This window comes from Corynebacterium sp. HMSC074C11 (assembly GCF_001809455.1).
GTDB classification, from domain to species: Bacteria; Actinomycetota; Actinomycetes; order Mycobacteriales; family Mycobacteriaceae; genus Corynebacterium; species Corynebacterium amycolatum.
Genome location: NZ_KV797739.1, coordinates 1 through 12,475, shown reverse-complemented (window position 1 = coordinate 12,475; position 12,475 = coordinate 1). Strand labels below are relative to the sequence as shown.

The following is a 12,475-nucleotide window of genomic DNA, read 5'->3' as shown; positions in this document are numbered from 1 at the left end:
CGTAGTGACCCCGCGCCCGTGAGACCAAACAACTACTACGCCATGCCGGCCTTGCGTGCTCGCATCACTGTTTCGGACAGTGCTGCGATAACGGCATCGACATCGTCCTGCGTCGAGGTCCACCCCAGCGTAAAGCGGATGGCAGAACGCGCCTCGGACTCACTCACGCCCATGGCTGAGAGCACATGAGAAGGACGATTAACGCCTGCACTACATGCCGAACCGGTCGAGCAATCGATACCAGCAGCGTCGAAAAGCATAATGAGGCTATCTGCTTCTGCACCGGGAAAACTGACATATACGTGACCAGCTAATGCCGGCTGAGTTGTGTGCACGATTGCACCGTCAATGCCGGCAATCGCATGAGTCAGCTGTTCAGTGAGATTCTTGACCCGGTCATGTTCGGCTTGCATGTCAGAGACCGCCGCGCGCAAACCGGCCGCCATCCCCGCTGCCGATGCAACATCCTGGGTACCGGAACGCAATCCGCGCTCCTGGCCACCACCGTTGTTGTGGGGACATAGCGTTATATCCCGGCGCACTAATAACGCTCCGATGCCGCGGGGTCCGCCAAACTTATGGGCTGAGATTGCCATCGTCGCGGCACCCGAAGAATGAAAATCGATAGGCACATGACCAGCGGCCTGCACAGCGTCAATGTGGAAAGGAACCCGCGCTTTTCTAGCGAGCGCTGAAATCTCACTAATCGGTTGTACAGCCCCTGTTTCATTGTTGGCCCACATACAAGTCACCAGTGCAGTGGAGTTTCTGTCCAGCGTGGGAAAGGCTTGTAAATCCACCCTTCCCGTAGAGTCCACCGGGGCTGGGACAATCCGCGCCCAGTGTTCCTTCTCCAAATGACGACAGGTCTTCAACACTGCGTCGTGTTCAATTGGGGGAACCACAATGTCTGAACCTGTCGCCTTGAAGTACAAGCCGGAAACTGCCAGATTGTCAGCCTCCGTGCCTCCAGAGGTAAAAACTACCTCAATAGGGTCGGCACCAAGCAGCTCCGCTATTTCTTCGCGCGACTCCTCCAGAACTTTCTTAGCAACGCGAGCGGTAGTGTACTGCCCCGATGGGTTGGTCAAACCCAAGTTATCGACCATTGCCGTGCGTGCTTCTGGGCGCAGTGGTGTGGTGGCGGCATGATCCACAAAGTGGCGCGTCTTCGCAGAAGAATTCACGCCACTCTTTTTACGCGGAGCGGCAACATTGCGGTCATTAGACATGCAGGCAGTATAACGCCGGGCACGCCTAAAACTCACTACGCACCATCACCGAGGTCCTCTCACCACATCGGGTGAGATCAGTGGCGAATAAAAACCGTCCCATACAAAAACGCTCGGGGCGGGAACAGACGTGGAAATCTGTGCCCACCCCGAGCGGGTAGTTGCTAGCAGCCTTACGGCAAGTGCGTATTACTTCAGGTTCTCGATAGCCTGCGGGACAACGTCGAACAGGTCACCGACGACACCGAAGTCAGCAATCTCAAACAGCGGAGCCTCTTCGTCCTTGTTGACCACGACGATGGTCTTGGAGGTCTGCATACCGGCCTTGTGCTGAATTGCACCGGAGATACCCAGAGCAAGGTAGAGGTCCGGGGAAACGGTCTTACCGGTCTGGCCGACCTGGAACTGGCCCGGGTAGTAGCCAGCGTCAACAGCGGCACGGGAAGCACCAACAGCAGCGCCGAGAACGTCTGCCAGCGGCTCCACAACGTTCTTGAAGCCATCCTCGGATGCGACACCGCGGCCACCGGAAACAACCAGCTTAGCCTCGGTCAGCTCCGGACGGTCGCCGCCCTCAGCCGGTGCGAAGGAAACGATTTCGACAGCGTTGTTGCCGATCTCCGGGAATGCAATCTCAGTGACGTCAGCGGAACCGGACTTCTCCTCCGGGTCAACGGAACCCGGGCGCAGAGCGTAGACCGGGGATGCGCCGTAGCCGACACCGTCGACGATGTACTCGCCACCGAAGATGGAGTACTTAACGGAAGCGTCGTCGTTGATGGCAACAACGTCGGACAGCAGACCGGAACCGGTCAGTGCTGCAACGCGGCCAGCGATTTCCTTGCCGGTTGCGGAAGCGGAAACCAGCACCGGAACCTCACGCTCGGAGGCCAGGCCGACGAGAACGTCAACCTCAGGGGTGATCAGGTACTTAGCGGCATCGTCCGACTCAGCAGCGAGAATCTCGCCAGCGCCGTAGGAAGCCAGGGTCTCTGCAAAGCCAGCAGCGGTACCCGGGGTGCCCACGACGACTGCGGCCGGGGTGCCGAATGCGGAAGCAGCAGTCAGCAGTTCAGCGGTGGTGTTCTTCAGCTCGCCATTTGCGTGCTCGACGAGAACGAGGACGTCGGTCATAGTGATCTTTCTCCTACTTGTATCTCTATTTGTCTTCTATTCGCGTCAAGCGCCTTAGATGAACTTCTGGGCCTTGAGGTACTCGGCCAGCTTGGCGCCGCCGTCTCCCTCATCGTTAATGCGCTCACCAGCGGTCTTAGCAGGCTTCGGAGTGGAGCCAGTGACACCGGTAGCAGCGTTTTCGAGACCAACCTGCTCTGCCTCAGCAGCAACATCGTCCAGGGTCAGCTCGGTGACCGGCTTCTTCTTAGCGGCCATGATGCCCTTGAAGGATGCGAAGCGCGGGCTGTTTGCCTTCTCAGTGACGGAGACGACTGCCGGCAGGGATGCCTTGAGCTGGTAGATGCCGTCTTCAACCTCGCGCTCACCTGTGATGGAGTCACCCTCGATAGCCACAGAGCGCAGGTGAGTCAGAACCGGGAGGTCGCGGTAGACACCGAGGACAGCCGGGACGGAACCGGTGCCGCCGTCAGTGGAGGCGTTACCGGTGATGATGAGGTCAACATCCTCGAGGGTGTCAATGATATTGGACAGAGCCCATGCAGTCTGGACTGCGTCAGAGCCCTCAAGTGCGTCGTCCGAAAGAATGACGGCGTCGTCAGCACCCATGGACAGAGCCTTGCGCAGTGCCTCGATGGCACGATCCGGGCCAACAGTTGCGACGGTAACGTTACCGCCGTGTTCTTCCTTCAGCTGCAGGGCAGCCTCAACAGCGTTCTCATTAATTTCGTCGAGAACTGCGTCTGCAGACTCACGATCGAGGACAAACTTGTCGTCGGTGAGCTTACGCTCGGACCAGGTGTCCGGAACCTGCTTGACCAGAACCACAATGTTCGGCATTTTTCTGTCGTCCTTACTGGTTGATTACTGGTGAACGTTTATCTGACCTTACTTCGCAAGCCACCTCACAATAAAGTGAACCAGGCCACGCTCTAGGTCGTCTGTGTTGAAGATAACAGAACCTGTCGGGAATGCGAAGGTGATCCAGATAACAATGTCGTTATTTTTTTAAATTTTTTCTCACGCCACGAGCCCACCCCACCCGCTAACATGTCATTTCCGCATGTCAGAGGTTAATAATACGCAACCGATCGCAGTTGTCTCCGTGGTATTCGCCAACAGCAAACACCGATCCCCAACAGGCTACCCCCACCAATTTTCCGTCGTAACGCGGTCCTTAACCGACCTCTCGAGGCTCACAGATAAACGCCGTCGCGCTCCGCCCAATACGCGTGATCACCACCGCCAATGCCCTGGCACCTTTCAGCTTCCACTGCTTGCGCAACACGTCAGGGTTCACATCCACACCGCGCACGAGAATCTCCGCCGTCCCGCAATCCAACGCCGCCAGCGCCTTGCGAACCTGCTTCAAGCTCACTTGCTCAATAACTTCAAACCCGGCAATGCCCTGTGGCAACGCATCACCGCTAAGATGCGCAATCCGTTCATCGAGCTGCCACAGCCCATGTGCCGCCGCAAAATGCCGCACCAGCCCGGCGCGCACGATTGCTCCGTCCGGGTCAATGATGTACCGACCGGCCGCCCGTACGTCGATGTCGTCAGGCATGGTGTCGTCGTATGTCTGCACGTTCACCGCCGACAACTCTAACGGCCTGTGCTTATCGACGGTCTGGACAACCATCGCCGACCGCGTTACGGATTGCCCCTCGGTAACTCTGACCAGCCCCGGCGTATATAGACACGCCTCCTTGACCGCACCGTCAACCGAAGTGACAGCTACTTCCCCGCTCCACTCGCTGAAGTCGAGCCCCGGCGCGCATTTGATAGCTAGTTCTCTATCTGGCCAGGCGGCTATGAGCGCCGGCAGCGACGGGAGCAAATCCTCCGGGTTGGTGATCCTACGCCCACCGGAACGGCGTGCAGGGTCAGCGACAATGACAGGTACGTCAAAGGCCGGTTGCAAAGCATCGGCCTGCGCGAAGATGTTCTTGCCGACGTTATGCCGCGCCATGTCCAGCCGTGCAAGGTCGAGATCAGACCCGACAACGGTCAGACCCTCGTGGTCAATCGCTGCCACTTCAGTACCAATGGAGCAGGTCACATCGGCCACTGCTTCGACACCGAGATGCGAAAGCCTACGAGCGCGAGCCAGCGCGACGACAAAGGGCGTGGCCTGTTGCGCTGCTTCGGAAGAGAAAATCCAGTCCCCTGGCAGTTTGCTGACCGCCGAACGCCGAGCTGTTGCGACTTCAATGACCGCGCGACCAAACTCGCCACAGTGCCCGCGTAGATGCGCGGAGTCTGCAATCAGAGACTTTTTAGTAAGCGCGAGTTGGTCGGCCTCATCTAGCCACTCCGGGTGAGCCGCAACAGCGGCCACCTCTGCAGCGGACAGGGACACTCGTTATCTCCTTCCAATTAGGGGTTAGCCGATTAGCGGGGTTGAGTAGTCGATTAACGGTTCATACCTTTTCGCAAATGCCCCATGTGGGTGGCAACGGCAAAGTACTCATCCATAAAAGGTTCCCCGAGGAAGTCACTACTGGTGCGTCGCACCGGAGTGTTTCTAGCTGCCTCGAGAGCCTCCGCCACAGTACTGACACCGTCCAAGCGAGTCAGTTGCGCCCAGGTCGGAGGCATGAGGCCAAGTAACCCACGGCGCCATCCATCCAAAATCGTAGTCGGGCGGAACCAACCCGAAGATGACGCCTCAGAGGTGTCACCGTCGGCCCTTTGACCGTCGGGAAGCGCGGCGAGGAAGAAATAGGTGTCGTAGCGAATGGGGTTGGACTCGGGTGTCACCCAGTTAGCCCAAGGACTGACGAGTTCGGCATCGAGCACCAGATTTTCATTGCTAAGGAAATCCGTCAATGACAACTCGTGGGCTTCCAACTGTCGTCGCTGACGGTGGAAGCAGTGGCCATCTGCGACAATCTCACCGCCAGCATCGCGAACCAACAGAGTGCCTGTTTCCTCAAAGGTCTCACGCACGGCCGCGCAGGTGAGCGCGTGCGCCCGCGCGCGGTCGACGTTAAAAGCCTGTGCAATCCGCGACTCGGGGGCGGCTTCCGACGGCTCAGTCACGGTCATGCCCTCATTCGCGACAGCGGGGAAATCACGTCGGTCTACTCCACCGCCGGGAAACACGGTCATATTGGCCGCAAAGCGCATTGAGGATACACGTTCTTGAACGTAGACCTCGAGCCCGCAGTGGGTGTCACGGAGCAGCAATACAGTCGCTGCCAGTTTCGGCGACGCGGGCGTATTCGGAGTTTCAGGTGTCGGAACCGCCATGAGCGTCTACTTCTTCCGGTGCTTTCCAGCAGGCCGTGCCCGGCGCGCAAAGTAGCGATCATCGATGCGATCGACGACGATTTCCTGGTGGAAAGCCTTGGTCAGGTTCTCACTGGTCAGGACGTCGTCAATAAGCCCCTGTGCAATGACATTGCCTTCGTCAAGGAGCATCGCATGGGTGAAGCCGTACGGAATCTCTTCCGGGTGGTGCGTAATCATCACCATCGCCGGCGCATCCGGGTCGAGCGCGAGTTCGCCTAAGTAACCGACCAGGTCTTCACGACCGCCCAGGTCGAGCCCAGCGCCCGGCTCGTCGAGAAGCAGCAATTCAGGGTTGACCATCATGGCTCGTGCGATGAGCACGCGCTTTCGCTCTCCCTCACTGAGAGTTCCCCAGGTGCGGTCGGCAAGATGCTCAGCTCCCATGCGCTCGAGAATCTCGGAGAGCTGTTCGAAATCCATCTCTTCATAGGTCTCACGCCAGCGGCCCAAGACGGAGTAACTGGCGGAAATAACAAGGTCCGCGACCTTTTCATCATTGGGTATGCGGTGAGCAATCGACGACGACGTCAAACCGATCATGGTGCGCAAATCACGCATGTCGGTGCGACCAATCTGCTCTCCCATCACATGGGCCACCCCTGAAGACGGGAACTCCTCCGCTGCGGCAATGCGCATTAAAGAAGTCTTGCCTGCACCGTTCGGCCCCATGATGACCCAGCGCTCGTCAAGTTCTACTTGCCAATCCACCGGCCCGACCAGCGTACGGCCACCACGGATGAGGTGTACGTCGCGAAAGTCGATTAACAGATCTTCGTTAAAGTCTTCTTCCAATTCAGCCACACATCCATGGTGCCCTAACTTTGCCCAAATGTGCGCTCGGACATTCTCAACTATCCTCGGTAGAGAGCAAATCGAGTTCACTCGAGATGGCTTTTGCTTCGATTTTCACCTAGCTCGCCGACAATTAGGAGAACGTCTTTTATGACTGGTCGAATCGGTATTGATGACATCCGTCCTCAAATCAACGGTGGTGCAACTCCATCGAAGGCCGTAGTGGGTGAAGTCGTCCCAACCTTCGCCGTCATTTGGCGAGAAGGCCACGACGCGATGAACGCTACGCTCAACGTTAAGGGGCCGAAGGAATCAGCTTTTGCTTCCCGCTCACAGCGCATTCCAATGCACTTTTCTGACCACGATCTAAATCAGGTCAATGCCACCTTCGTCCCAGACGTCCCCGGACTGTGGACCATTCGCATTGATGCCTGGTCAGACCCGATGGCAACATGGCGCAACGCTATCACCAAGAAGTTCGAGGCCGGTCAGAGCGAAGCTGAGCTTTCTAATGATCTAGAAATTGGTGCCGCTCTCTTCGACCGCGCCGCCGCTGGTGCCGCTGCTATCCACCGCAACCACCTACGTTCCATCGCCGCAGGTCTGCGCGGCGACGGCGATCTTCGCGCCCGCATCGCAGCCGCGCTTTCCGACGAGACCCGCGCCATTTTGCAGGCGCACCCGGTACGCGACCTATTGACCCGCGGAAAAACCCGCAAAATCAAGGTTGACCGCCGCGAAGCCCTGTACTCTTCTTGGTACGAGTTCTTCCCCCGTTCTAACGGTGGTTACGGCGAAAACGGCGAGCTGCTGCACGGCACGTTCAAGACCGCGGTTGCACAGCTTGATCGCGCACAGCGCATGGGCTTCGACACGGTCTATCTGCCACCGATTCATCCAATCGGTGAAATCAACCGCAAGGGTCGCAACAACACCCTGACCCCGGAACCGGGCGATGTCGGTTCTCCGTGGGCTATCGGCTCCGCAGAAGGTGGCCACGACGCCATCCACCCGAGCCTCGGTGACGAAAAGGACTTCAAGGAGTTCATCAAGGCTGCTAAGGAGCGCGATCTAGAGGTCGCTATCGACCTAGCGCTGCAGTGTGCACCGGACCACCCGTGGGCTAAGGCTCACCCGGAGTGGTTCACTGTGCTGCCGGACGGCACCATTGCCTACGCCGAGAATCCGCCGAAGAAGTACCAGGACATCTACCCGCTGAACTTCGACAACGATGCCAAGGGCCTGTACGCAGAGGTTCTGCGTGTAGTGAAGTTTTGGGTCAAGCGTGGAGTCAAGGTCTTCCGCGTGGACAACCCCCACACCAAGCCGGGCAACTTCTGGGAATGGCTGATTGAAACGGTTCACGAAACCAACCCGGAGGTCATCTTCCTCGCCGAGGCCTTCACTGCCCCGGCCCGTCTCTACGGCCTGGCCAAAGCTGGCTTCACTCAGTCCTACATCTACTTCCCGTGGAAGACTACGAAGGAAGAGCTGACCGAATTCGGCGAGGAGATTACCCGCCATGCGGACATCGCTCGCCCATCCCTATGGGTTAATACCCCAGATATTCTGCATGATTTCCTGGTCAAGGGCGGCCGTGGCGCCTTCGCTATCCGCGCCGCGCTGGCTTCAACCCTTTCTCCGCTGTGGGGCATGTACTCCGGCTTCGAGCTGTTTGAAAATGTCCCGGTCAAGGAGGGCTCCGAGGAGTACCTCGACAGCGAGAAGTACCAGCTCCGCAGCCGCGACTACGACCAGGCACTGGCGACCGGCAACTCGCTGGAACCGTTCATTGCCACGCTGAACAAGATTCGCCGGGAGCACCCGGCTCTGCAGCAGCTGCGCAACCTGCACTTCCACGACATCGACAATGACAACCTGCTGGCTTACTCGAAGCACGATCCGGTCACCGGCGATGCCATCCTCGTTGTTCTCAACCTCGATCCATGGAATGCCCAGGAAGCTACCGTGCACCTCGACATGGATTGCATTGGGCTCCGCAACCACGACCGCATGGATGTCACTGACCTGATTACCGGCAACCAGTTCAACTGGGGCAAGGACAACTACGTCCGCCTGGCACCGTGGGAAAACGTCGCGCACATCATCAAGCTGCCGGAAATCGATGTCAAGCTCCGCCACAAGTTGGCTTGGCGCAACGTCCCCGACTACGAGGGCTAAAACGCTTGCTGGGAACTTTCGGGGTTAGTGGGCCGCTGACCTGGCCACTGTCGCAACGATTCGTCGTTAGGCTGGCAGGTGAGTTAGCAGCCCACTGTCCCCTACCTCCCTCTATTTCTTTAGCACTGAACTCAACAACTTCACATTCACCTACCTAGAAACGCTTCGGAAGGACCTTCCATGGGAGCCCACACAGATCCCCGCCTCGCAATTGATTCCGGCGATATGGATCGCCTGCGCTACTGCACCCATCACGATCCGCACAGCATCTACGGCGCACACGTCGTGGACGGTGACACGGTAATTCGCACGAGGGTCTTCGGCGCTCAGACAGTTACTATCGTCAGCACTCGCGGCGAATTTGAGGCGGAAAACCTGGGCGACGGTTTCTTTACCGCCCTCGTCCCAGGCGGCGATGACTTCGACTACCGCCTGCGTATTACGTGGGACTCCGGCGAAACCGTAGAGCGTGCCGACGGCTACCGTTTCCTCCCCACTATTGGCGCTGGTGACCTGCACCTAATCGGCGAGGGACGTCATGAGGAACTGTGGAAGGTCCTCGGTGCTCACCTTCGCAGTTACGACACCGAGCTGGGTACGGTCGAAGGCACCTCGTTTACGGTCTGGGCTCCGAACGCACGCGGCGTCGCCGTGGTCGGTGACTTCTGTATGTGGAACGGTGCGCAGTACCCAATGCGCTCTATGGGTGGCGCAGGTATCTGGGAACTGTTCATCCCGGGTGTTGGTGAGGGCGATGTCTACAAGTTCGCCATCACAACACCGGAGGGACAGCGCCGCGATAAGGCCGACCCGATGGCGCGTGCTGCGGAACTGCCACCAGCTACCGGATCGATCGTTGCGACCTCCGACTACACCTGGGGCGACCAAGCGTGGATGGAAAAGCGCGCTAACACAGACTGGGCCGAAGAGCCCATCTCTATCTACGAGGTCCACTTGGGTTCCTGGAAACAGGGCCTGAGCTACGAGGTTATGGCGGAGAAGCTGGTGCGCTACGTGGTCGACATGGGCTACACCCATGTGGAATTCATGCCAGTATGTGAGCACCCGTTCACCGGTTCCTGGGGTTATCAGGTTTCCGGCTACTACGCTCCGACCAGCCGCTACGGCACCCCAGATCAGTTCCGCGGTCTTGTTGATGCCTTCCACGCCGCTGGCATCGGTGTCATCATGGACTGGGTTCCGGGGCACTTCCCGAAGGACGAGTTCGCACTTGCCCGCTTCGATGGCACGGCTTGCTACGAGCACCCGGACTGGCGCCGCGGCGAGCAGCGCGACTGGGGCACCTACGTTTTCGACTTCGGCCGCAACGAGGTACGCAACTTCCTCTATGCCAACGCACTGTACTGGGCGGAAGAGTTCCACATCGACGGTCTGCGCGTCGACGCAGTGGCTTCCATGCTGTACCTGGACTACTCCCGCAATGAAGGCGAGTGGCTGCCGAACCAGTACGGTGGCCGTGAAAACCTCGATGCTGTTCAGTTCCTGCAGGAATTCAATGCCACTGTACACAAGCACAACCCGGGCTTCCTCACCGTGGCCGAAGAATCTACTTCCTGGCCGGGTGTGACCGCACCTACCGAACACGGTGGCTTGGGCTTCTCTATGAAGTGGAACATGGGCTGGATGAATGACACGCTGGAGTACTTCAGCAAGGAGCCGATTTACCGCTCCTACCACCACCATGAGCTCACCTTCGCTATGGTCTACGCTTACTCGGAAGAGTTCATTCTGCCGATTAGCCACGACGAGGTCGTGCACGGCAAGGGCTCGCTGTGGGAGCGCATGCCGGGCGGTGACTGGGATAAGGCCGCAGGCCTACGTACTTTCCTGACCTTCATGTGGGCGCACCCGGGCAAGCAGCTTCTATTCCAGGGTCAGGATCTTGGCCAGAACCACGAGTGGAACCACGATGAGTCCGTGGCTTGGGACAACCTCGAAGGTTGGGGCGGCGAATTCCACCGCGGCATTCAGCTTCTGGTTAAGGACATCAACGCCATCTACAAGGAAAACCCGGCGTTCTACACCCAGGATGACCGCCCAGAGGGATTCCAGTGGATTAACGCGGATGATTCCACAAACAATGTTGTGTCCTTTGTCCGTTACGGCACCGATGGCTCGGTCGTCGCCTGCGTCTATAACCTGTCGGGAACCACGCAGGAAATCTACAAGATTGGCGTACCGCGCGGTGGTCAATGGACGGAGATTCTGAACACAAATGCATCACGTTACGAGGGCTCCGGCTACGGTGAAAACGGTACGGTAACCGCGGTCGAGCACGGTTGGAACGGCCAGGCTCACTCGATTGATTTGGTACTGCCGGCCAACACCGCCGTTTGGCTGAAGTGGCAGGGCTAATCCCGAATCCACCCGAATAGAAGACAATCGCATAGGAATTGCCCGTGTTGCACGGTTTTCAGTGACCTGAGTTTCGGCCTGAAAACCTGACCCACGGGCAATTTTGTTTTGGGGAGCGTATCCAGGTCCTATCCTCGGAACGGATTGAACCAGTCAGGTTCCAAAGATTCGTTGTAATTCGCAGAATCTGAATCATCGGTGTACGCGGATCCATCCATGCTGTCGGTTCCGATGCGATCCGGAATGCCGTCGCCATCCTCATCCGCGCTCCACGTTGCAGCCTGCTTGGCAGTCAGTGGCTTTCCATCCTTACCAAGGCGATTGTAATCCGGCAGAAGCGGGGCGATTTGGGAACCCAGCTGGCCGAGCAGGCCGTCGGTAAGCTCATTGAGCGGCACCCCATCAAAGCGCGTCGTAATTGCGTAAGCGATGGGCCCGGCCGCGGTGTACAAAATACCGTGATCATTAACGCCCTCGGCAGTGTCACCGGTCTTCTGTACCGCGGATCCGACGTACATCACAAACTTCTGCGAACCACCGTAAGTGAGGTAGGTCAATGCAGTTTGTGCTGTGTCCTTGGTAATGAAGTTGTGCTTTGAGGTGCCATCGGCCACTTCCTGGAGACGTGCCATGAACAGCGCAGCCTGAGAGGGAGTAAACCAGGACCGATCACCGCTGGGATTGGGGATGTTGAACTTGTTGCCCAGGTGGTAGCGCTTGTCATCAACACCGGCTTCCTTGATGGTTTTATTGACCTCGTCGAAACCACCGACAGCGTCAATCAACCCATTCGCCGCGGTGTTGTCCGAATACCGCATCACGTATTGCAACAGCCCGTCGAGCGTGTATTGACCAGGACCAATCACGCTTCCGCCAACACCGTTGTCCCAATCGACCGTCACCGTCTTGTCTAGGTCATCGCCAAATTTCTTCAGCGCAGTAACCACCAACGGAGCCTTAATGGTCGATGCGGAGTACTCCTTCGTGTCCTCGCCTACCGACGCCGTGAGCCCCTTGTACGGACCGTCAATGACGCGCAAATAGGCGCCCAATTCAATGCCATAGTTGTCGGAGAAATCCTTAGCCGCGGTATCGAGGGCGTCCTGGGCATCAGGCCAGACGACTTCCTCGGAAGCATCCCAACCGTTATCTGGAGCTTTTGGCTTTGCGGCAGCAGAGGTGGCCTTGGCCCCGGTGGCGTTTGAGCCATCGATGGTGCACCCCACCAACAGAGTCGAGGCCGAAAGCGCAACAAGGACCGAGGCGGAAGTAGCGCGAAGGGCTTTGGGGCGAAGTCGCATGCAAAACTCCTGGCTGCAGAAAACTGAAGACCGAAGGCACCTAGCGCAGTATGAACTGCCTGAGGTGAACAGGCGGATGAAAGGCAGTGGTAACTGCTGTAAACCACTATGAACTGTTGGAAGATTACCGGCTCTTCCGTTTTTAGAGTGCGTTGATCTTCC

At 58.0% G+C, this 12,475-nt stretch carries 9 protein-coding genes; 2 read left to right on the top strand and 7 right to left on the bottom strand.

From position 1 onward, the window contains the following. Positions 1 to 35: 35 nt before the first annotated feature. From HMPREF2614_RS07710 to HMPREF2614_RS07685, 6 genes are all read right to left on the bottom strand, one after another. Positions 36 to 1,232, bottom strand: coding sequence for a cysteine desulfurase family protein (locus HMPREF2614_RS07710; protein ID WP_081914012.1), 1,197 nt, complete (start codon positions 1,230 to 1,232; stop codon positions 36 to 38). 189 nt (positions 1,233 to 1,421) lie between these two features. Continuing rightward, entirely contained in the window at positions 1,422 to 2,366 is a 945-nt protein-coding gene (locus HMPREF2614_RS07705) for an electron transfer flavoprotein subunit alpha/FixB family protein (protein ID WP_038628515.1), read from the bottom strand. Positions 2,367 to 2,420: 54 nt separating this feature from the next. Then, positions 2,421 to 3,206 carry an electron transfer flavoprotein subunit beta/FixA family protein gene (locus HMPREF2614_RS07700; RefSeq protein WP_038628514.1) on the bottom strand — a complete coding sequence of 262 codons (786 nt, stop codon included), beginning with the start codon at positions 3,204 to 3,206 and terminating at the stop codon, positions 2,421 to 2,423. Between the two features lie 337 nt (positions 3,207 to 3,543). Further along, positions 3,544 to 4,728 carry a THUMP-like domain-containing protein gene (locus HMPREF2614_RS07695; protein WP_038628511.1) on the bottom strand — a complete coding sequence of 395 codons (1,185 nt, stop codon included), beginning with the start codon at positions 4,726 to 4,728 and terminating at the stop codon, positions 3,544 to 3,546. A gap of 53 nt (positions 4,729 to 4,781) precedes the next feature. Further along, complete coding sequence (locus HMPREF2614_RS07690; protein ID WP_038628510.1) at positions 4,782 to 5,621, bottom strand: NUDIX hydrolase; 840 nt, start codon at positions 5,619 to 5,621, stop codon at positions 4,782 to 4,784. 6 nt (positions 5,622 to 5,627) lie between these two features. Then, positions 5,628 to 6,464 carry an ABC transporter ATP-binding protein gene (locus tag HMPREF2614_RS07685; RefSeq protein ID WP_038628508.1) on the bottom strand — a complete coding sequence of 279 codons (837 nt, stop codon included), beginning with the start codon at positions 6,462 to 6,464 and terminating at the stop codon, positions 5,628 to 5,630. A 141-nt stretch (positions 6,465 to 6,605) separates the two neighbouring features. Here HMPREF2614_RS07685 and HMPREF2614_RS07680 point away from each other — a divergent pair, with 141 nt between their 5' ends. After that, positions 6,606 to 8,636, top strand: coding sequence for an alpha-1,4-glucan--maltose-1-phosphate maltosyltransferase (locus tag HMPREF2614_RS07680; protein ID WP_049181167.1), 2,031 nt, complete (start codon positions 6,606 to 6,608; stop codon positions 8,634 to 8,636). Positions 8,637 to 8,816: 180 nt separating this feature from the next. Continuing rightward, positions 8,817 to 11,012 (top strand): 1,4-alpha-glucan branching protein GlgB, encoded by a 2,196-nt coding sequence (gene glgB / locus HMPREF2614_RS07675; RefSeq protein ID WP_038628502.1) that lies wholly within the window; start codon positions 8,817 to 8,819, stop codon positions 11,010 to 11,012. 128 nt (positions 11,013 to 11,140) lie between these two features. Here the strand turns inward: glgB and HMPREF2614_RS07670 are convergent, their stop codons facing one another. After that, the gene (locus HMPREF2614_RS07670) at positions 11,141 to 12,313 is read right to left on the bottom strand and encodes a serine hydrolase (RefSeq protein ID WP_070560631.1); all 1,173 of its coding nucleotides are present in this window, start codon (positions 12,311 to 12,313) and stop codon (positions 11,141 to 11,143) included. Positions 12,314 to 12,475 lie beyond the last annotated feature (162 nt).